Here is a 19,853-nt window from a genome sequence, read left to right on the forward strand (position 1 = left end):
TCCCGGGCTCTCTGAGACACAAAAAAAACCGCCACATTGTGTGGCGGTTTTTTTATGCCCGGAAATCGGGGAACAACTACGATTACATCCGGTTCAGCCACTCCGGCGGCTGCTCTTCTTCTTCGGCATTTTCCGCGCCTTCTTTTGCCGGCACGATCAGGTCATCTCGAGACACGCCCATCACCATCAGCAGATTCGCAGACACGTATATGGAAGAGTAGGTACCGACGACCACACCAATAATCAAAGCCAGGGCGAAATTGTTGATTGCCTCACCACCCAGAAAGTAGAGCGCAAGCAGCACCACGAGCGTCGTACCCGAGGTATTGATGGTACGCGCAATGGTCTGGTGAATTGATTCGTTAATAATGTCCCAGGGCTCTCCCACACGCATCTTGCGGAAGTTCTCCCGAATTCGGTCAGCTACAACAATGGTGTCGTTCAGCGAGTAGCCAATGACCGCAAGCAACGCTGCCAGAACGGTAAGATCGAAGGTCCACTGGAACAGCGCGAAAACACCCAGAACAATAATGACATCGTGGGCTAGAGGCACCACCGAGGCAATACCGAACTTGAACTGGAATCGCATGCCTACATAGATCAGCACTACAGCAAGGGCGATAAGCAAACCAAGACCACTGTCTTCCTTGAGCTCCTCACCAACCTGGGATCCTACGAACTCGGAACTGACCAGTTCAAGATCTGCGCCACCCTCTTCCAGGGTTCGGGTAACCTCCGGTGCCAGCTGATCATTGTCGGCCTCGGCCATCCGCACCAATACCGTCGTGTCGGCCCCGAAGTTCTGAACAGAAAACTGCTCGTATCCGGCCTCCGTAAGCCTGGAGCGGATTTCGTCAAGTTGCGGGGCCTCTGCGTATTCGAATTCAACGGAGGTGCCACCGGTGAAGTCCATCCCGAAATTCAGGCCACGAGTGGCCAGCAGCGCGATAGACACGACGACCAGCGAAATGGAGACTATGGAAGCAATCTTCCGTAACCCCATGAAATCAAACGGTTGCTTTTGATCTTCAGACATTGGCGAGCTTTCCTCCGATCGACAGCTTCTCGACCCTGCGGCCGCCGTAAACAATGTTAACGATGCTCCGGCTGACCATCAGGCCAGAGAACATCGACGTCAGAATCCCGATGCAGAGTGTCACCGCAAACCCTTTCACCGGGCCGGACCCCATCGCGAAAAGAATCACGGCAACCAGCAATGTGGTGATGTTTGCGTCAAAGATGGACACAAAGGCCCGGGAGTAGCCTGAGTTGATGGCCGTCTGGGGCGGCACACCCGATTTCAGCTCTTCCTTTATCCTCTCAAAGATAAGCACGTTGGCATCCACCGCCATACCGACGGTCAGAACGATACCGGCGATGCCTGGCAGGGTCAGTGTCGCCGAGAGGATCGACATGCACGCAACGAGCAGCATCAGGTTCAGTGTCAGCGCAATGTTCGCTACCACGCCAAATCCGCGGTAGTAAACAAGCATGTAGAGCAGCACCAGCCCGAAGCCAAGCGCAACGGACATCATGCCGGCGTCTATATTTTTCTGGCCGAGGCTCGGACCAATGGTCCTCTCCTGAACGAAGTACATCGGGGCCGCAAGTGCACCGGCGCGCAAGAGCAGCGCCAGTTCTGCGGCTTCCGGAATGGAATCAAGCCCGGTGATCCGGAAACTGCTGCCCAGAGCGGATTGCACTGTGGCAAGGCTGATTATGCCTTTCTCCACAACGCGGTTCTCCACCTCCTGAGGCTCGCCGTCTACCATTCTGGTTTCGGTTTCTGTGCGGTACTCGATGAACAGCACGGCCATCCGGCGACCAATGGCATTGCGGGTGGCCCGGTTCATCAGGTCGCCACCGACGGAATCCATGGTGATATTGACCTGGGGTTGGCCGTTTTCGTCAAACGCCTGCTGGGCATTGGCCACGTTATTACCGGTAGCAATCACCTCCTGCTCGAGGCGCGCGGTGCGCTGTGGCTGGTCCCGGAAACCAAACTCCTCGGTCTCGCTGCTGGGGGCGTCCTGGCGGGCCTCCATGCGGAACTCAAGGTTCGCGGTTGCACCAAGTACGCGCTTGGCCTGTGCGGTGTCCTGTACGCCAGGCAACTCAACAATAATCCGGTCGGCACCCTGCTGTTGAACGAGGGGCTCAGCAACACCGAGCTCATTCACCCGATTACGGATCGTTGTGAGGTTCTGCTCCAGAGCATAGTCCTGAATCGCAGTGACCTCAGCCTCGGAGAGCGTCAGGACGAGGAGGAATTCATCACCCTCGGTCTGCTCATCGAGAAGGAATTCGTTGTACTGGTCACGCACCATGTTGAACGCTTCGGTGCGGGAGGCTTCATCACGAAAGCTGAGAACGATCTCGCGGTTATCCTGAACATCTCCGCCACGATAGCGGATCCGCTCTTCCCGCAGCTCCCGCTTGATCTGGCCAGACATGGCATCCAGACGCTGGCTGACTGCGGTTTCCATGTCGACTTCCAACAGGAAGTGGACACCGCCACGAAGATCCAGACCCAGCTTCATCGGGCCGGCACCCAGGCTCTTCAGCCAACCGGGCGTGGAGGCGGCCATGTTCAGTGCAACCAGGTACTCATTTCCCAGAGCAGCCTGCACCAGGGGACGGGCCTGCAATTGGTCTTCAGAGTTGGTGAGACGGATCAGAGCATCCCGATCCTGAAGAGTACTGCTTTTCACCTCGATGCCCCGGCTTTCCAGCACACCAACGGCCCTGTCGAGCACACCGGCATTCACCTCGGTGCTACTGCGGGCGCCGGTAATCTGGATGGCGTAGTCGTCGGGGAAGAGGTTGGGCAAAGCGTAGATAAACCCGATCACGAGCGCGACCAGGATAACCAGGTTTTTCCAAAGCGGATACTTGTTCAGCATGGGATCCCTTGTAGCCGGCCTAGCGGCCAGACTTGGTGTTTCAGCCAGGAAGATTCAAACCGGCCACCAGGGATGGCCGGCTAAATGGCCCCCGCTCAGATGTCCTTGAGCGTGCCCTTCGGCAGCGCCGCAGCAACGGCTACTTTCTGGACCTTGATCTCAACGTTGTCAGCAACTTCCACAACGATGAAATCGTCAGTCACCTTGGTAATTTTGCCGGCAACACCACCAGAGGTCACAACTTCATCACCTTTATTCAGGCCGGACATCAGAGCCTTGTGCTCTTTCGCACGCTTGGACTGCGGGCGCCAGATCAGGAAGTAGAAAATCAGGATGAAGCCGGCGAAAAAGATCACCTGGCCCATAACACCCATTCCCTGAGCAGCCGGGTTCTGCGCCATGGCAAGAGCAGGCATCAGAGCCAAAAGGCCGGCAACGAGCATTTTAATAGCTTTCATTGAATATCTCCGTTGGTTTAGCGAATAGATCAAACATTGCCCAGGGGCGGAACGGTCTCTCCGCGCAGAGCATAGAAGTCGGTTACAAAGTCCGACAATGTACCTGCTTCAATGGCCCCACGCAATCCAGCCATCAGGTTCTGGTAGAACCGGAGGTTGTGGATGGTATTCAGTTGTGAGCCAAGCATTTCTCCACATTTATCCAGATGATGGAGATAACTTCTCGAAAAATTCTTACAGGTATAACAGTCGCAGCGATCGTCCAGCGGCGCGGTGTCATGACGGTGCCGGGCATTGCGGATTTTTACGATCCCGGTTGACGTAAACAGATAGCCATTCCTGGCGTTGCGGGTCGGCATTACACAGTCGAACATGTCGACACCGCGACGCACCGCCTCGACGAGATCTTCCGGCCGGCCCACGCCCATCAGATACCGCGGCTTGTCTTCCGGCATTTTCGGCGGCAAGTGGTCGAGAATCCGGATCATGTCTTCCTTGGGCTCGCCAACCGACAGACCGCCAATGGCGTAACCATCGAAGCCGATCTCTGTAAGCCCTTCCAGAGAACGGTCCCTCAGGCCTTCGTACATGCCGCCCTGAACGATGCCGAACAACGCCGCAGGGTTGCCCTCGTGGGCATCTTTGCTTCGTTGCGCCCATCGCAGCGACAGTTCCATGGAATCTTTTGCCTGACGCTCGGTGGCCGGATAAGGCGTACACTCGTCAAATATCATAACGATGTCCGACCCGAGATCCCGCTGCACCTGGATCGCAATCTCCGGTGACAGCTCCACCGGCGAACCATCTACCGGAGAACGGAAGGTAACGCCGTCCTCGGTGATCTTGCGCATCTCACCCAGACTGAACACCTGGAAACCGCCGGAGTCGGTCAGGATAGGCCCATGCCATTGTGTGAAATCGTGAAGGTCGCCATGGGCCTTGACCACCTCAGTACCGGGCCGAAGCATCAGGTGAAAGGTGTTCCCCAGAATGATTTCAGCACCGATTTCGTGGATATCGCGGGGCAGCATACCCTTGACCGTGCCGTAAGTACCGACAGGCATGAACGCGGGGGTCTCAACGGTTCCGCGGGGAAACGTCAGCCGGCCACGGCGGGCGCGCCCATCCTCGCCCAGTTTTTCGAACGACATGAAACAGGTTTGTGTCACAAAGCCTCCCCGGCATTATCGTTACCGGCTTCATTGGATTCCACGGTCGCCCCGAGCAACATGCCCCGGCTGGGTTCCTGACCGTTGATAAACATGGCGTCACCGTAACTGAAAAAGCGGTAGCGTTCCTTTACCGCTTCCCGGTAGGCCGACATGACGTTGTCATAGCCGGCAAACGCGCTGACCAACATGATCAGGGTGGATTCCGGCAAATGGAAGTTGGTAATCAGGGCATCCACAGTCTGAAACCGGTAACCCGGGTAAATGAAGATGTCGGTCTCGCCCGTGAACGCCCTCAGGCGACCACCACGGCTGGCTGACTCAAGGGAACGAACCGACGTGGTACCTACGGCAACCACACGCCCTCCCCTTGCACGGGTTCGTTCGATGGCGCCGACGGCATCCTGGGGAACGTTCACCACCTCACTGTGCATGGTGTGATCCTCGATTTTATCGACCCGTACCGGCTGGAATGTGCCGGCACCGACGTGCAGGGTCACAAAGGCACTTTCAATGCCGCAAGCGGCCAGTTTCTCCAGCAAGCCCTCATCGAAATGCAGACCCGCCGTGGGGGCGGCTACGGCACCCGCCTCCCGGGCGTAAACAGTCTGGTAGCGTTCCCGATCGGTGGATTCGTCCGGACGGTCCACATAGGGCGGCAGTGGCATGTGGCCAATCCGCTCAAGCACCTCAAGCACTGGCTCCTCAGACTCACAGACGAGATGAAACAGCGCTTCGTCCCGCCCCGCCATTCTCAAAGAAGTGCCGTCCTCAAGGATAACCTTCTGCCCCTGTTTCAATGCTTTTGAGGCTCGAACATGGGCGATGATGTCATACTCTCCGGTTACCCGCTCAACCAGAACTTCTACCTGCCCACCGGTCTCCTTCTTGCCAAAAAGGCGCGCAGGAATCACCCGGGTGTTGTTAAACACCAGCAAGTCGCCGGGTTGAAGCAAGTCAGGGAGTTCACTGAATATCCGGTGGTCAAGCTTGCCAGAGAGGCCGTCGAGACAAAGCAGCCTGGACGCACTGCGATCCTTGAGTGGATAGCGGGCGATCAATTCGTCCGGCAGGTCAAAATGAAAATCGGAGACATTCATGGAATGGACTGTTAACGACGCCGAAGGAAAGAAGATGGTAGCGGCGGGCGGACTCGAACCGCCACGGGTTTTACCCCAACGGATTTTGAATCCGTCGTGTCTACCAATTTCACCACGCCGCCATCGAAGAGTGTTGGGGATTATACTGAGCTAAATCGCGAAAGCAATAAGCCAGCGGACACAACTGTCCGCTGGCTCAGATATTTACAATCGATCGAACAGCGACAGTTGCGAAACCTGGGCAAACGACTGCTGGGCTGCCTGCAGCACGAAGCTCTGGAAACTCAGGGTGCTGATGGCCTCTGCGTAGTCCACATCCTGCAGTTGCGATCGGATTTCATTGGTATAAACGGAGGAATCTTCAAGAAAGGTCTTGGTGGATTCCACGGCGTTCATCCGGCCGCCCAACTCGGTTTGCTTGAGGATAATGCTTTCCTGGGCGTTATCGAGGTTGATCAGGGAATTGGCAATCAGGTCGTCGTACTGGGCCTGCCCATCCGGACTGCTCTTGTCGATGTTATTCAAACCGGAAATCAGGTTCTCAATGGTGCCGAACACCGACTGTTTTTCGTTGATCTTCAGCGTAAACACATCCCCCCCACCGGGAACTGCATCTGTCAGAGTCACTTCAACACCGGCAACTTCAAAGGGTTCACCACTTTGATAGGTTGCTGGATCCACCGTCAACACATCACCCTGGCTGTCCGTAGCGATAATATTGCCACCGGCATCAACCTCAACCGTGATGTCGTCCGGGAATGAGTTGGGGTAGGCGGCAGCCAGATCTGCCTCGTTAACCAGTTTGACGCCTGAAATAGAAGCGCCCGGCGTGCTCACTGTGCTGTGTTCGCCGGTGATGGCCGCAGGAACCCGTACGAAAATGTCCTTGCCGTTATCGCTGATCGGAACGGTGACACCATCATCGATTTCGAGGACTCGCTGCCCCTCGTCGCCCTGGTAAACCCAACTCCCTGAGGGATCCTGCTCAAAGGCCTTTACCGAGCCCTGGAATCCGCTAAAGATGTACTCGCCGGAGGCATCACGGGTATTGGCAATATTGGCGAGCTGCCCCAGGCGCTCCTCCAGCTCCGAAGAAATCGACCGCCGGTCGTTGGCCGACAATGACCCATTACCCGCCTGAACCGTCAGCTCCCGGATCCGCTGAATCACATCGATCGAACTTGAAAGAGCATTTTCTTCCTGTTTCAGACGGCTGTCCGCCAGGTCGACGTTGCGCTGATAGGTTTCAACCCGCGAAAGCTCCTGATCCAGCTTCAAAATCCGCGCTGCAGCGACCGGATCGTCGGAAGGTTTGTTTACCCTCTGGCCAGTCGAGATCTGTTGCTGGGTGTTATTCAGGCTGGTATTGAGCTCCTGGAGCCGATTAATTCCGCCTGAAAAAATCTGCTGTGATGAAATTCTGATCATGTCACATCACCTCAACCGTTACCGGAAACTCTGCAACAGGGTATTGAACAAATCCTGGGCTACCGACATTACCTGGGCCGAGGCATTATAGGCGGCCTGATACTGGATCAGGCGGCCAGCTTCCTCATCCAGGTTAACGCCGGATACAGATTCCCGCTGATTGGTCGACTGTTCCAGAAGGGTTTTGCCGGCATCCACGTCCAGTTGGCTCTGGCGCGTCTTTACCCCGATATCTTCGACCAGCCCGGCATAGCCTTCGGAAAAGTTCTGGCTGCCACCATTCAGCGTGTTGGCCGTGCCAAGCGCCGCCAGCAGTTCCGCATTCCTGTTGTCCGAAACACCGTTGGAGTTGTAATTGATCTCGAAGGTGTCACCGTCAGCCGGCTGGCCCGTTATCTTGAACTGGAAACCCTGGTACTCGGCACCATCCGCCGGATTGTCGCTGAACAGCTCATTGGCAACGCCCGGCGTGTAGGGCCGGTTTGCCGGACCTATCGGGTTTCCACCGCCGTCCGTAACCGTGAACACCAGGCCGGTTCCCGGATCGTCGAATGTTACGGTAATTGGCCCGTTCGCCAGTTGCCCGGTCGATTGGAACGCGGGCAACAGGGAGTTGGTGAACGGGTTCCTGACGTTAAGCATGATGCCCTGATCGATCTTGCCCGTTCCGATATTGTCATCGCCGGTGGTAGCGCGAACCGGACTTGCGAAAGCCAGGTCCTCCTCCCGATTGACCACCAGCCCGATGCTCTCCGCCGCATTCCGGCTAGGTTGAATCAGATATTTGTCCCCGGCATTGAACGTGCCGCCCTCCACCCGGATGTTGAAACCGGGCATGGAAATCTCAGACTGGACCGGGTCCGGGAGACGGCCCTGGTTCACGGTCTTGCCCGTGCCCTGGTCGATCAACTCGTAGCTCCGCCCGTCACCACTGAACTGCAGGGTCCAGCGCCCTGCGGGAAGCCGCGAGCTGTCGGTGATTTCGACGGCCAACTGCCCTGTCGTGGACGGAGCGTTGTTGCCATTGGGAACCACCCGGCTGCGCTGGGCCTCCAGCGAATTAATATTGGTGAAGAACAGACCACCGAGTTCACCCTCCAGATCCATCCCGATTTCATGCTGGTGGTTCATGGTGTCGGAGAGGGCAATGGCAATCCTGCCAAGTTCATCGAATGCAGGTTTCAAACCTTCGGTATCGAAACGCAAAAGACCACCCAGCTTGCCGCCGGTAATCTGTTCATCAATATTGAGAAGGCGTCCACCGTTGCTCAGCGTGAACTCCAGACGTGTCGGATCTTCGGCATTTTCCCGGGTGCCGAGGGTCGAAGCGTTACTGCCAACCACCAAGGACAAACCGTTCGACAAAGACACGTTAACCTGGCTACCGTCCGCCGGACTGACTTTTATGCTAACAAGCTCCGACAGCTGACGCAGTTTCTCATCCCGCTTATCCAACAATTCATTGGGCATTTGCCCCTGGGCAATGCCGGGTGATTCAGAAATCGCAAGGTTCAGCTCCGCAATGCTTTTCAGCAGCGTATTCGCGTCTTTCACACCCTGCTGCATCTGGGTCTTGATGGATTCCCGCTGCTGGATAAATTCCTGATTCAGGGCCTGGAAACGGTTTACAACCTGTTGTGCCTCACTCAGGACCAACTGGCGCTGCGGCAAGGAAGTCGGATCTTCGGCGGCATTCTGAAGGCTTGCAAAAAAATTGTTCAGTGCGTTGCTGAGGCCGGTAGATTCACCCCCGAGCAGGTTATCAAGCCTGGTCAGCTCCGAATTAAGGGCTTCCTGCTCACCATACAGGGTGCTGTCTTCCCGCACCTGTTGAACCAGATATTCACTGGCCAGACGGCGAATGTCCGCCACATTCACGCCGCTGCCGATGGTGCCGGCACCGGTGCGCTGGCCTTCCTGGGTTTCAAACAGCACTTCCTGGCGACTGTATCCCGGCGTGTTGGCGTTGGTTATATTGTTGCCAGTGGTGTTCAGCGCGGCCTGATGACTGAGGATGCCGGTCAGACCAATACCTATGAGCCCTGCCATAAGCTTTACTCCTTCATCCCGTCACTGCCCATGGACAGTGTCATCAGTGAGTCACGGTTCATGATCTGGCGGATCTTGTTGCCGTAGTTAGGGTCGGTTGCATAGCCGGCTTCCTGCAGTTTCTCTGCGAAAACCTCAGGCTGATCTGCTACCGACAAGACGTCCCGGTAACGGGGATTGGATTCCAGGAAAGAGACATAATCCCGGAAGCTGGATTCATAATCCCTGTAGGCCCGAAAGTTGGCCTGCTCTTTCATGGGCAGCCCTTCCCGGTATTCCGTGGTGGTAATGGAGACCGCATCGCCCTGCCAGCGGCTATCCGCCTTGATACCGAAGAGGTTAAAACTGGGCTCGCCCTGCTCCCCACGGATCATGTGCCGGCCCCAGCCTGTTTCCAGGGCCGCCTGGGCTACCATCAGTTTCGGGTCTATTCCGGAGTCCCTGGCAATCCGCTCGGCTACCGGCAGAAGCTCTGCCACGAAGTGCTCCGGAGATTCAAATTGATGCGGCAAGTCCGACGGTGTCGACGTCACTGCCGAGGACGCTTTCTGTGCAACAGACATTACCTCCCGAACCCGCTCGGGTAACTCGGTATTGAGGGCGGGCAGGCTTCGGTCGTAATCCGCAAGGCTCGCCTTGTGGCCGGCGAGCCTGCCACCTTCATCGTCCATGCCCGGAATCTGTTTGCTCAACTGTTGCACCAGTGCCTCGGCAAGGCCGCTGCCCTTGCCCCCAGCCATTGTCAGGCTCATCTGGCTGTCGAACATATCCCGGTAAAGCTCGGACTGGTTGCTCTTCAGGTAGTTGCCCTCGGCTAAAACATCACCGGCCTTGCGCATGGACTTCAGCATTTCAGACAGGAACAGACTCTCGAACTGGCGAGCCACCTCTCGAAGAGCGGACTCCTTATCAGTGCGAGCCTGGGCCTTCAACGCATTGAGACCGTTGAAGTCGGTGTAAACCTGGGCCTGTTGAACCTTGTAGTCCTGCATCACGACACCTAGATCACTATCAGCTCGGCACGCAGTGCACCCGCCTGCTTCAAGGCTTCAAGCACCGCCATGACGTCACCCGGCGCCGCGCCCACCTGGTTCACCGCCTGAACAATCTCGTTCAGGGTGACGGCGGGGCCAAACTTGAACATCCGCGCCGGCTCCTCGGTAATGGCAATCTGGGTATCCTGCTCGATGGCAGTGTCTCCGCCAGCAAACGGATTCGGCTGCTCCACATTCGGATTTTCCTGAATGGTTACCGTCAGATTGCCGTGAGTAACGGCAGCGGCGCTGACCTGAACATTCTGGCCGACCACGATGGTGCCAGTACGACTGTTGATGACCACTTTCGCGGCATCCTCGGCCGGATCCACCTCAATATTTTCAAGGATCGACAAAAAGCTGACCCGTTGGGAAGGATCACGCGGCGCACGAACGGAGACTGACGTGGCATCGTGGGCATAAGCCATATCCGGGCCGAGCCGATCGTTAACAGCCTCGACCACCCGGCGAGCCGTTGTGAAGTCCGGGCGAAGCAAATGGAAGGTGATGGTGTCGCCCTGACTGAACGGCGAAGCCACCTCCCGCTCAATGGTGGCGCCATTGGGAATCCGGCCAACGCTGGGGACATTTACGGTGATTCGGGACCCGTCCTGTCCCTGGGCACCAAAGCCACCCACCACCAGACTGCCCTGGGCCATGGCATAAACCTGTCCATCAGCACCTTTCAGCGGTGCCATCAGCAAGGTGCCCCCGCGCAGGCTGTCGGCGTTGCCGATGGACGACACAGTGATGTCGATTTCCTGTCCCGCTTTGGCAAAGGGCGGCAATGTCGCACTTACCGTAACGGCCGCAACGTTGGCAAGGTTCGGGTTGACGCCTTCCGGAAGGGTCACGCCAAACTGATTCATCATGTTCCGGAAGGTCTGATTGGTAAACGGTGCCTTGTCACCGGTTCCATCAAGACCAACCACCAGGCCATATCCCACCAACTGGTTGTTGCGAACACCCTTGATTCGTGAGAGATCCTTCAGGCGGTCCGCCATTACCGGGGCAGAAACAACTGCCAGGGCAAGTACCCAGACAATGACACGGCGCATGCTCATAGCGGCCACCACTCACTGTTAAAGAAACGTGCCAGCCAGCCCATCTGGTTTGCCTGGTCAAAATCACCAGTGCCTCCATAGGCGAACCGGGCATCCGCAATGCGATTGGATGCCACCGTGTTATCAGGCTGGATATCCTGAGGGCGGACAAGACCCGTCAGGCGGATATACTCATCGCCATTGGTCAACGACAGCCATTTCTCGCCACGAATGCGAAGAACACCATTCGGCAGTACTTCGGTCACCGTAACTGTAATGCTACCTGCAAGGCTGTTGCTCTGGTCGGCTTCTGCCGCGCCCTGGAAATCCCGTTCATGGTTGAACGACGTGTTTATCCCAAAGTTGTCCTTGCCCAGAATGGTCGGGTTCGGCAAAGTCGTTTCATTGTCCTTGGTGATGCTGGTCTCGGCATTCTTGCTGGCGCGTGTGGATTCCTGCAGATTCACGGTCAGCACATCACCCACGTTCAGCGCCACGGTATCGCCGTAGAAGTTGTAGTTTCGGGAGACCTGGTAAATAGACCCCGAAGCGCTATCACGCTGCATCATGGCCTGGGGGCGGACCGGCGCAAACTCCGGGTCATCCGGAACCGCCCGCGGGCGACTCATCGCTGTGCACCCCTGCAACAGGATCAGAAGCATCACAATCACCAGGGTGCTGGCTCTTCGGACTGTCTGATGGGTTGTGATCAGTTTCATGACCTCACCTCTGGCCGCATTAGCCAATGTTCTGAGTGATGAACTGGAGCATCTGGTCCGTGGTGGACACCACTTTCGAGTTCATCTCGTAGGCCCGCTGGGTGGTGATCATGTTCACCAGCTCTTCCACCACCTCAACGTTGGACGCCTCCACGGAGCCCTGTTCAATACTGCCCAGTCCGGCCAGCCCGGGCTCACCTTCCGCAGGATCGCCACTGGCGTTGGTTGCCTTGAACAGGTTGTTGCCGATGGCCTGCAGTCCCTGCGGGTTGATGAAATCCACCAGCGTAATCTGGCCGAGGTTTACCGGTGCCGCCTGATCGTCCGTCACTGCCGTTACGGTGCCATCTTTACCAATGGTGATATTGGTGGCGTTCTCTGGCACGTTGATAGCAGGCTCGAGTGGGTAGCCATCCGGGTTGACCACATCGCCATCAGCGTTGAGCTGGAACTGGCCGTCGCGGGTGTAGGCAATCTGGCCATCCGGTAGCTGCACCTGCAGGAATCCACGGCCATTGATGGCCATATCCAGGGGCTGCTCGGTAATCTGCAGGTTGCCCTGGGAAAATTGCTTGGCCGTACCCACAACCCGCACGCCGGTACCCAGCTGCAGGCCGGATGGCAGTTCCGAGTTCTGGGTTGTCAGACCACCGGGCTGCCGGTTGATCTGGTACAGAAGGTCCTGAAACACGGCCCTGTCCCGCTTGAAGCCAGTGGTGTTGACGTTAGCCAGGTTGTTGGAAATGGTGGACATGTTGGTGTCCTGAGCGCTCAACCCGGTCTTGCTGACCCATAGTGCTGGATGCATGCTGTTTACTCCTTGCCGGGGGGTTGTCAGGCGGCCATTCTTTGCCGCTTCAGCCCGCCAGGCCAATGTGTTCAGTCGTTACTTAAAGGTTCTGCAACAGCCGTGCCGTTGCTTCGGAATTCTCGTTCGCGGTGGTCATAACCTTCACCTGCATCTCGTATTGCCGGGACAGTTGAAGGTTCGAGATCATCTCTTCCACCGCGTTGACGTTGGAGCTTTCAAGGAACCCTGAGGCAACCCGCTGGTTTGCATCCGGCGGCTCGGGCCCATCCAGAGCCTGATCCGGCTTTCGACGCATGTGTCCGTCAAGACCTTTCTCCAGGGTTTCCGGCGGCGGGCTGACCAGTTTCAGCCGGTCCACTTCAACCAGCTGGTCTGGCGGCCCACCGACAGGAACAATTGAAACGGTGCCATCGGCGCCAATCTCAACGTTGTCATAAGGAGGAAGCGCGACCGGCCCACCGTTGCCAAGTACCAGTTCGCCGTTGGCCAGGCGCACCAGGCCATTGACATCCATTTGGAGACTGCCACTACGGGTGAAGACTTCTTCGCCCTGATCGTTCTGGATAGCAAGCCATCCCTCACCTTCCACAGCCACATCCAGTTTGCGCCCGGTTTCCATCAATGCCCCGGCGGAAAGGTCCGTGCCGGGCCTCTCAGTCATGGCATAGGCACGAGTCGGGTGGTGCTCCCCGTAGACAGGCATACTGCGGGCCTGGGCGAAGTCTTTCTTGAAGCCGGTGGTACTGACGTTCGCCAGGTTATTGGCGTGGGCCTGCTGGGCCAGCATGTTCTGCTTGGCACCAGACATACCGATGTAGAGGGCTTTGTCCATGGGAAAACTCCTGCCGGAATTTTGACTGTTTCCAGTCTTCCTGCAGGAGTCATGCCATTTCGCTAGATTGCTGGATTAACGGAGGTTGATGATGGTCTGGGTGACCGCATCGGAGGTTTCGATGGTTTTGGCGTTGGCCTGATAGTTCCGCTGGGCGATGATCAGGTTGACCAGTTCCGCCGATAGGTCGACGTTGGATTCTTCCACCGAGCTGGCCTTGATGGAACCGAGCGTGCCGGTATCCGGGGCACCAATGATTGGCTGACCGGATTCGAACGTTTCCACCCAGGAAGTATCGCCTACGGGAGACAAACCGTTCGTGTTATTGAACGATGCCAACGCGACCTGGCCCAGAGCCTGGGATTGGCCGTTGGTGTATCGGGCAAACAGGACGCCTTGATCCGATACGTCCAGGCCAGAAAGACGGCCGGTGGTATAGCCATTCTGCTGTTGGTCGTTCACGCCAAACGCAGCGCCATATTGCGTTGTGCCACTGAGGTTGATCACGAAAGCCGATGTTGTCGGTGGCTCAGGAATCGGTGTTACTACCACCTCGCCGGCAGCTGGAGGGCCATCTGCCCCATTTGGTTGCCCGGCGCTGTCTTTGGGTATCCAGTCATCAATGAGGATTTCGCCACTGGGGTCGCCGTTTATCGACTGCAGAGCACCATCCTGATCGAATCTTGCCGTGTAGGGAGTCACGTCCGTGCCGCCAACAAACTCGCCATCAATCTGGGCATACACCGACCATTCACTCACCCCGACACCATTGCCTGGTGACGGATTTTTTACAAAAAACTGAGTCAGTTCGTGCGAATTACCCAGACTGTCGTAAACCGTGGTTGATGTGGCGTGGTTATAGGTACGCTGATCCAGCGGATTGAATTGATTGGTGACGCGGATTGGTGAGGCGTTGAACGCAACCTCAAAATCATTGTCAGCCGTGGTTGATGTGATCCCTGCCACCGACCGATCCGCAGTCACGTTAACATCACCTTCAACGGTACCGGTGTCGCCGTTGCCATTACCATCGGCAAAAGTAAAGTCGAGCGTCTCACCCTGGTTATGAATTACTCGCAGAACATCGCTGCCCCCACCTCCGGTGACAATCGAGGCGGAAATCGCGGTCTCGCTGGAGTTGTTGACTGAATCAACCAGATCCTGCAGAGAATTGATATTTGAGGTGTCCAGGGTCAGCGGCGAACCATTGATATCGAGGCTGAATGAAAACGAACTGGCTCCGGAGATGAAGGCGTCATCAAGAGCCGGCGTGCCGTCGAAAGTCGCCGTCGTCGTGGCCGAAGCACTCAATCCAGGCGCATCGTTTATAGTGGAGGCCGCTTCACGAGCACTGGCTGCAGGGTCGATATTCACGTTGAAGGCAGGTGAGCCGTCCGAATACTGCACATCAAAGCTCTCGCCCTGTATGGAAGCAAGAGTGAGAGGCCCGACATCCCTAACACGGGTCTCCAGCACGGACTCCCTGGAATCAAGATTCAGATCGGAGTCGAGGTTCGTCGTCCTCCTTGGAGCCAGGTTATCTGTTGCAATCTGCAAATCTCCCCGAATGCCAGACAAGTTGCCATCCTCGTCTGCGGTGTATCCCTGTACCCGCATATTCTGGTTGTTCGTCACATAGCCTTCCTTATCGATGCCGAACTGTCCTGCACGGGAATAACGAATCTCGCCGCCGTTATTCAGGATAAAGAAACCATCGCCGGCAATCGCCATATCCAGACCGTTGTCTGTGAAGCTGATATTGCCCTGGCCAAAGGACTGCTTTACGTCCTGAACCCGGACACCGTCACCGATCGGGTTGGTGCCTGCGCTCAGGAAGCCGCTGGCGTAGAGGTCGCCAAACTGGGCCTTGCTGCCCTTGAAGCCAACAGTGCTGGCGTTCGCAATGTTGTTGCCGGTGACGTCCAGATCCACCGATGCCGCACGAAGGCCGCTCAAACCTGTATTAAATGCCATGGTTCACCCCTTGGTGTTTCACCGGTATCAGTTAATTTGTTTCACATCAGACAGGGCAATGGAGCCCATGCCTGCAAGATTCAGGGTTATCGAGCCGCCCTGGCCCAGGGATACGCTGTCCACATTGGCGCTCACCATGGTGCCCAGCTGCTGCGGGCCGTCCGGATAGGAAGCCTCTGCCACAATGCGGTAGGGTCCCGGCGGCAAGGGATTGCCGTTGCCGTCCTGACCGTCCCAGCGGAAAGACGCCACACCCGCCTGACTTGCACCAAGATCAATCTGTCGCACTCGTTCACCGTTTTGCCCCTCGATGGACAAACGGAGACCGCCAGTGGACGCTGGCACCTCGATGGTTCCGGTAATTTCGCCCTCAGCGCCCAGGATCCCGATCTGCGAAGGCGCCAGCACGGTTTTGCCAACCATGGCCGACGCCTGCAGCGCTTGGGTGGAGCGGAACTGGCCAACCACATCCTCAACCGTACCGGAGAGATTCTGCATCTCCTCCAGCGAGCTGAACTGGGCAAGCTGGGAAATGAATTCGCCGTTGTCCTGGGGCTCCAGCGGGTTCTGGTTTTTAAGTTGCGCCAGCATCAGTTCCATGAACTCGTTCCGGCCCAGCTCACTGGTGCCCTGGCCGCCATTCTGTTGCTTCAGCTGGTACTGGCTCAGAACATCCGACGCGTCTGTTGCATTTACTGCAGTCATGTTGTGCTCCTCACCCTGTTACTGCTGACCAAGAGTCAGAATGCGCTGCATCATGGACTTGGCTGTGTTCATGACATCCACATTCATCTGGAAACTTCTGGACGACGACATCATGTCCGCCATCTCTTCGACCACATTCACATTCGGGTAGAAGACATAACCGTCTTCGTTGGCCGCCGGGTGGTGGGGCTCGTACCGCATTTGCAGCTCCGCATCACTCTCAACGATCCCTTCAACCCTCACGCCGGCACCCGGGCCCTCATCGGCGGCCATGGGCAAGCCACCCTGCCCCGGATTCATCAGAGACTGCTGAATCGCCGAGAAAACCGGCTTCCTGGCGCGATAGGTTTCACCCGTGCTGGAACTCGCCGTCTCCGCATTAGCAATATTGGACGCGGTTGTATTCAGCCGCAGTGATTGCGCGGTCATGCCGGAACCGGCGATGTCAAAAATGCTGCCCAGTGACATGAAAATTCTCCTTCGCTAATCCTGTGACTGCGGCTTACTCACCCTTAAGGGCTTTGGTCAAACCGCTGAACTTACTGTTCAAAAACTGGAAGCTGGCCTGGAAATCCATGGCGTTGCGCATGAAGCGGGTCTGCTCCTGCTGAGCGTCTACCGTATTGCCGTCAACCGACGGCTGATGGGGGACCCGATACATCAAATCGCTCTCCGAGGCCGATGCCGAGGTATCCATGTGCGCGTCATGGGTTTTGGCCATCTGGAATCCGCTTACCTGCTCCTGGGCCTTCTGCATCATTGCCTGGAAATCCAGGTCCCGCGCCTTGAAACCCGGGGTGTCAGCGTTCGCCAGGTTGTTTGCCAGAACTTCGGCGCGCTTAACCCGCGCTTCAACCGCGTGTTGATGAATGCCCAGAGCCGAATCAAACGTAATTGCCATGTTGCCTCCCGAAAACTGCACTGGTATGCCGAGCTGTTTTTGCCGGCAGTGCTCTTTGACAGGACTAAAGCAAGCTGGATGCCAGATTTATGGCCAGGTGTTAATTTGTCAGGAAACCCAGTATTGGCAGGCCCCGCGAGGATACCAAGGTGTGGTCACGGGAAAGAAAAAAGGAAAGGGACAAGAAAAAGCGGCAAGCTGCTTCCCCCGGCAGAAGCCGGGGGCATTCAGACAAGATCTCAGGGCCAATGGCGCACAAACTCGTCCACCGCCGGCCTGGGCACAGGCGGTTTGGATGCCGAGACCGTTCCGGTATAGAGAAAGCCAACGATCTGCTCATGCTCTTCCAGCCCCAGCCCCTGGTGAACCGCGGAATGATAGGCAACGCCGCCCGTTCTCCACATTACGCCGAAACCGGCGTCCTGAAGAGCAAGCTCAACAAAACTCATGCCGGCAGCGGCCGACATGACCTGCTCGATCTCCGGTACTTTGGGATGCGTCCTGGGCGACGCGATACCAACTATGACCATGGGTGCGCGAAGGGGGGCACGCCGGAGCTTCTCGATTTCTTTCTCGTCGCTGTTATTGGCACAGGTGGACGCAAACAGCTCCCCCAGGGCTTCAAGGCCCTTACCCTTGATCACCAGATAGCGCCAGGGCCTGAGCAGTGCATGGTCCGGTGCACGCGCTGCGCAGGAAAACACCTTTTCGAGGGTTTTCGAATCCGGCGCGGGTGATTCCAGCCTCGGTTCAGAGGAGCGGTTCAGGAGGAAATCGGTAACTGCGGTCATATCTGCTCGCTGTTTGAAGACTGTTGAAATGTGGGTACGAATACAATTCATGGCTGTGAATTGTGGGTTCTACGTAATGCTGTTAACCTTTAGTCGTAGTCGGGTCTACCAACAATTATAAATGACGCGGTCGTACAACGTTGAGTGGCATCACAATGAGTAACCAGCAAACCTTCAATAACTTTTCCGAATTCTATCCGTACTACCTCGAAGAGCACAGCGACGTCACCTGTCGCCGTTTGCATTTCGCTGGAAGTCTTCTGGTTCTGTTAGTCGCCCTATGGGCTCTGACTTCAGGCAAGCTCTTATGGCTTCTGGCCTTGCCGGTCATAGGCTATGGCTTTGCGTGGGTTGGTCATTTCAAGTTTGAAAAAAATCGCCCCGCCACCTTCAAATATCCACTGTACAGCCTAATGGGTGACTGGGTCATGTTCCGCGACATGCTCATTGGCAGGATCCGTTTCTGAAATGATGAGTGCCCCGGCAGACCTGCGTAATGCCAGCAGCTCAGCTGGCAGAGCCCTCTCGTCCGAGTCGGCGGGCAACCCGATCGCCATTCCCCCGATGCCCGATTACAATGGCCGGGTACTGGCATACACTTCAACGGCCGCCATTATCGTAACCGGGGCTCTCCAGGGCGCCTTTCCGCAATGGCTTCTCTGGCTGGTTGCCGGGGCCCTCACCTGGCCCCACATCGCACACGCTTTGACCCGCCGCACTTTTCTGAGGAATTCGCCACGCATCCGTCAGAAAGTGCTGATATTCGATTGCGTTGTTGGTGGCGCTTTCATTGGCTGCATCGGACTGATCGTCATCCCCTCCCTCGCCGTTGCACTGATGCTGATGTTCAGTTGCCTGATTGTTGGTGGTATACGTCAGTGGGTCCTGGGCACCGGCTTCATGGCGGCTTCCATTGCGGGTGCGGTTGCGATCGTCGGTCCGGCGGATGGGCCACACTCGCCTCTGCTGACCAGCATCGTGTCGATTTTATCCACCGGGCTTTATATTTGCGTCACGGCTTACTACTCCCACCAGCAGGCACGGGCGCTGATGCTGGCAAAGACCCAGATCCAGAACCAGCGGGAGCAGTCCATCGCGCTTTCACACAAACTGTCCAAATACCTGTCGCCTCAGGTCTGGCAGTCAATCTTTACCGGTGAGCGGGACGTTAGACTGGAAACCCAGCGCAAGAAACTGGCGGTGTTTTTCTCTGACATCAAGGGCTTCACCGAGTTGTCTGAGGAAATGGAACCCGAAGCGCTGACCGAGCTGCTGAATCACTACTTCAATGAGATGTCGGAAGTTGCTCTCAAGTATGGCGGCACCATCGACAAATTCGTCGGCGATTCCATCATGGTGTTCTTTGGCGACCCGACCAGCCGAGGCCAACGCGAGGACGCGTTCGCCTGTGTCTCCATGGCCATCGATATGCGCAAGCATATGAAAATCATGCGGCAGAAATGGCGCAGCCAGGGCATCAAGACCCCACTGGAAATCCGCATGGGCATAAGCACCGGTTATACCACGGTTGGCAACTTTGGCGCCGAGAACCGGATGGATTACACGATTATCGGTAAGGAAGTAAATCTGGCCAGCCGGCTTGAGTCCCTGGCGGAGCCGGGCGAAATCCTCGTTTCCTACGAGACCTTTGCGCTGATCAAGGACAAGATCATGTGCAGAGACAAGGGCGAGATTACCGTGAAGGGCTTTGGCAAGCCGGTGCCGATTTACGAAGTGGTCGACTTCCGGCGCGATATGGGGCCCAACCGAAGCTTCCTGGAACACGAACACAGCGGCTTCGCCATGTATCTCGATTCGGACAAGATCACTGAAAAAGAGCGTCAAGCCATCCTGATCGCTCTGGAAGACGCCGCAGACCGCCTGCGGCGGGAAGAGGATGTTTCCTGAGGCGCTTCCCTACGCTCGGAAAGAAGCC

General features: G+C 56.7%; 19 protein-coding genes and 1 tRNA gene. 2 read left to right on the forward strand and 18 right to left on the reverse strand.

Annotated elements, in window-relative coordinates:
• Positions 1 to 82: 82 nt before the first annotated feature.
• From secF to J3362_RS07990, 18 genes are all read right to left on the reverse strand, one after another.
• On the reverse strand, positions 83 to 1,036 hold the full coding sequence (secF, locus tag J3362_RS07905) for a protein translocase subunit SecF (RefSeq protein ID WP_349519026.1): 954 nt from the start codon (positions 1,034 to 1,036) through the stop codon (positions 83 to 85).
• The gene (gene secD / locus J3362_RS07910; RefSeq protein ID WP_014576897.1) at positions 1,029 to 2,903 is read right to left on the reverse strand and encodes a protein translocase subunit SecD; all 1,875 of its coding nucleotides are present in this window, start codon (positions 2,901 to 2,903) and stop codon (positions 1,029 to 1,031) included. Before secD ends, secF begins: the two co-directional genes overlap by 8 nt.
• 95 nt (positions 2,904 to 2,998) lie before the next feature.
• Positions 2,999 to 3,361: a preprotein translocase subunit YajC gene (yajC, locus tag J3362_RS07915; RefSeq protein WP_349519027.1), complete on the reverse strand. Its 363-nt coding sequence runs from the start codon at positions 3,359 to 3,361 to the stop codon at positions 2,999 to 3,001.
• A 29-nt stretch (positions 3,362 to 3,390) separates the two neighbouring features.
• A complete protein-coding gene (tgt, locus tag J3362_RS07920) occupies positions 3,391 to 4,512 on the reverse strand; it encodes a tRNA guanosine(34) transglycosylase Tgt (RefSeq protein WP_053115568.1) in 1,122 nt (373 codons plus the stop codon).
• A gap of 14 nt (positions 4,513 to 4,526) precedes the next feature.
• Positions 4,527 to 5,630: a tRNA preQ1(34) S-adenosylmethionine ribosyltransferase-isomerase QueA gene (gene queA / locus J3362_RS07925; RefSeq protein WP_349519029.1), complete on the reverse strand. Its 1,104-nt coding sequence runs from the start codon at positions 5,628 to 5,630 to the stop codon at positions 4,527 to 4,529.
• 35 nt (positions 5,631 to 5,665) lie between these two features.
• Positions 5,666 to 5,752, reverse strand: a tRNA-Leu gene (locus J3362_RS07930).
• Between the two features lie 82 nt (positions 5,753 to 5,834).
• Entirely contained in the window at positions 5,835 to 7,058 is a 1,224-nt protein-coding gene (flgL, locus tag J3362_RS07935) for a flagellar hook-associated protein FlgL (protein ID WP_349519031.1), read from the reverse strand.
• Between the two features lie 18 nt (positions 7,059 to 7,076).
• Positions 7,077 to 9,107, reverse strand: a complete 2,031-nt coding sequence (gene flgK, locus J3362_RS07940) for a flagellar hook-associated protein FlgK (RefSeq protein ID WP_349519032.1) — start codon at positions 9,105 to 9,107, stop codon at positions 7,077 to 7,079.
• A gap of 5 nt (positions 9,108 to 9,112) precedes the next feature.
• Positions 9,113 to 10,099, reverse strand: coding sequence for a flagellar assembly peptidoglycan hydrolase FlgJ (gene flgJ / locus J3362_RS07945; protein ID WP_349519033.1), 987 nt, complete (start codon positions 10,097 to 10,099; stop codon positions 9,113 to 9,115).
• Between the two features lie 8 nt (positions 10,100 to 10,107).
• Complete coding sequence (locus tag J3362_RS07950; protein WP_349519034.1) at positions 10,108 to 11,205, reverse strand: flagellar basal body P-ring protein FlgI; 1,098 nt, start codon at positions 11,203 to 11,205, stop codon at positions 10,108 to 10,110.
• Positions 11,202 to 11,846 (reverse strand): flagellar basal body L-ring protein FlgH, encoded by a 645-nt coding sequence (gene flgH / locus J3362_RS07955; protein WP_502882423.1) that lies wholly within the window; start codon positions 11,844 to 11,846, stop codon positions 11,202 to 11,204. Before flgH ends, J3362_RS07950 begins: the two co-directional genes overlap by 4 nt.
• A 76-nt stretch (positions 11,847 to 11,922) precedes the next feature.
• Complete coding sequence (gene flgG / locus J3362_RS07960; protein WP_088828590.1) at positions 11,923 to 12,711, reverse strand: flagellar basal-body rod protein FlgG; 789 nt, start codon at positions 12,709 to 12,711, stop codon at positions 11,923 to 11,925.
• Between the two features lie 82 nt (positions 12,712 to 12,793).
• Positions 12,794 to 13,546, reverse strand: coding sequence for a flagellar basal body rod protein FlgF (locus J3362_RS07965; protein WP_349519036.1), 753 nt, complete (start codon positions 13,544 to 13,546; stop codon positions 12,794 to 12,796).
• 75 nt (positions 13,547 to 13,621) lie between these two features.
• Positions 13,622 to 15,520, reverse strand: coding sequence for a flagellar hook-basal body complex protein (locus J3362_RS07970; protein ID WP_349519037.1), 1,899 nt, complete (start codon positions 15,518 to 15,520; stop codon positions 13,622 to 13,624).
• Positions 15,521 to 15,547: 27 nt separating this feature from the next.
• A complete protein-coding gene (locus tag J3362_RS07975) occupies positions 15,548 to 16,225 on the reverse strand; it encodes a flagellar hook assembly protein FlgD (RefSeq protein ID WP_088828593.1) in 678 nt (225 codons plus the stop codon).
• A gap of 18 nt (positions 16,226 to 16,243) precedes the next feature.
• Positions 16,244 to 16,693: a flagellar basal body rod protein FlgC gene (gene flgC, locus J3362_RS07980; protein ID WP_104320640.1), complete on the reverse strand. Its 450-nt coding sequence runs from the start codon at positions 16,691 to 16,693 to the stop codon at positions 16,244 to 16,246.
• A gap of 34 nt (positions 16,694 to 16,727) precedes the next feature.
• Positions 16,728 to 17,126 (reverse strand): flagellar basal body rod protein FlgB, encoded by a 399-nt coding sequence (flgB, locus tag J3362_RS07985; protein ID WP_349519038.1) that lies wholly within the window; start codon positions 17,124 to 17,126, stop codon positions 16,728 to 16,730.
• Positions 17,127 to 17,365: 239 nt separating this feature from the next.
• A complete protein-coding gene (locus tag J3362_RS07990) occupies positions 17,366 to 17,917 on the reverse strand; it encodes a nitroreductase family protein (protein ID WP_349519039.1) in 552 nt (183 codons plus the stop codon).
• Positions 17,918 to 18,072: 155 nt separating this feature from the next.
• Between J3362_RS07990 and J3362_RS07995 the strand changes: the two genes are divergently transcribed.
• The gene (locus tag J3362_RS07995; RefSeq protein WP_349519040.1) at positions 18,073 to 18,384 is read left to right on the forward strand and encodes an Mpo1-like protein; all 312 of its coding nucleotides are present in this window, start codon (positions 18,073 to 18,075) and stop codon (positions 18,382 to 18,384) included.
• Between the two features lies 1 nt (position 18,385).
• A complete protein-coding gene (locus J3362_RS08000) occupies positions 18,386 to 19,825 on the forward strand; it encodes an adenylate/guanylate cyclase domain-containing protein (RefSeq protein WP_349519041.1) in 1,440 nt (479 codons plus the stop codon).
• Positions 19,826 to 19,853: the final 28 nt, after the last annotated feature.

The organism is Marinobacter sp. NFXS11 (assembly GCF_040148675.1).
GTDB lineage: Bacteria > Pseudomonadota > Gammaproteobacteria > Pseudomonadales > Oleiphilaceae > Marinobacter.

What these genes read in the sequence shown, in the direction of transcription:
- secF (WP_349519026.1), bottom strand. Translation starts at nt 1,036, where the DNA reads ATGTCTGAAGATCAAAAGCAACCGTTTGATTTCATGGGGTTACGGAAG.
- secD (WP_014576897.1), bottom strand. Translation starts at nt 2,903, where the DNA reads ATGCTGAACAAGTATCCGCTTTGGAAAAACCTGGTTATCCTGGTCGCG.
- yajC (WP_349519027.1), bottom strand. Translation starts at nt 3,361, where the DNA reads ATGAAAGCTATTAAAATGCTCGTTGCCGGCCTTTTGGCTCTGATGCCT.
- tgt (WP_053115568.1), bottom strand. Translation starts at nt 4,512, where the DNA reads ATGTCGTTCGAAAAACTGGGCGAGGATGGGCGCGCCCGCCGTGGCCGG.
- queA (WP_349519029.1), bottom strand. Translation starts at nt 5,630, where the DNA reads ATGAATGTCTCCGATTTTCATTTTGACCTGCCGGACGAATTGATCGCC.
- flgL (WP_349519031.1), bottom strand. Translation starts at nt 7,058, where the DNA reads ATGATCAGAATTTCATCACAGCAGATTTTTTCAGGCGGAATTAATCGG.
- flgK (WP_349519032.1), bottom strand. Translation starts at nt 9,107, where the DNA reads ATGGCAGGGCTCATAGGTATTGGTCTGACCGGCATCCTCAGTCATCAG.
- flgJ (WP_349519033.1), bottom strand. Translation starts at nt 10,099, where the DNA reads ATGCAGGACTACAAGGTTCAACAGGCCCAGGTTTACACCGACTTCAAC.
- J3362_RS07950 (WP_349519034.1), bottom strand. Translation starts at nt 11,205, where the DNA reads ATGAGCATGCGCCGTGTCATTGTCTGGGTACTTGCCCTGGCAGTTGTT.
- flgH (WP_502882423.1), bottom strand. Translation starts at nt 11,846, where the DNA reads ATGCTTCTGATCCTGTTGCAGGGGTGCACAGCGATGAGTCGCCCGCGG.
- flgG (WP_088828590.1), bottom strand. Translation starts at nt 12,711, where the DNA reads ATGCATCCAGCACTATGGGTCAGCAAGACCGGGTTGAGCGCTCAGGAC.
- J3362_RS07965 (WP_349519036.1), bottom strand. Translation starts at nt 13,546, where the DNA reads ATGGACAAAGCCCTCTACATCGGTATGTCTGGTGCCAAGCAGAACATG.
- J3362_RS07970 (WP_349519037.1), bottom strand. Translation starts at nt 15,520, where the DNA reads ATGGCATTTAATACAGGTTTGAGCGGCCTTCGTGCGGCATCGGTGGAT.
- J3362_RS07975 (WP_088828593.1), bottom strand. Translation starts at nt 16,225, where the DNA reads ATGACTGCAGTAAATGCAACAGACGCGTCGGATGTTCTGAGCCAGTAC.
- flgC (WP_104320640.1), bottom strand. Translation starts at nt 16,693, where the DNA reads ATGTCACTGGGCAGCATTTTTGACATCGCCGGTTCCGGCATGACCGCG.
- flgB (WP_349519038.1), bottom strand. Translation starts at nt 17,126, where the DNA reads ATGGCAATTACGTTTGATTCGGCTCTGGGCATTCATCAACACGCGGTT.
- J3362_RS07990 (WP_349519039.1), bottom strand. Translation starts at nt 17,917, where the DNA reads ATGACCGCAGTTACCGATTTCCTCCTGAACCGCTCCTCTGAACCGAGG.
- J3362_RS07995 (WP_349519040.1), top strand. Translation starts at nt 18,073, where the DNA reads ATGAGTAACCAGCAAACCTTCAATAACTTTTCCGAATTCTATCCGTAC.
- J3362_RS08000 (WP_349519041.1), top strand. Translation starts at nt 18,386, where the DNA reads ATGATGAGTGCCCCGGCAGACCTGCGTAATGCCAGCAGCTCAGCTGGC.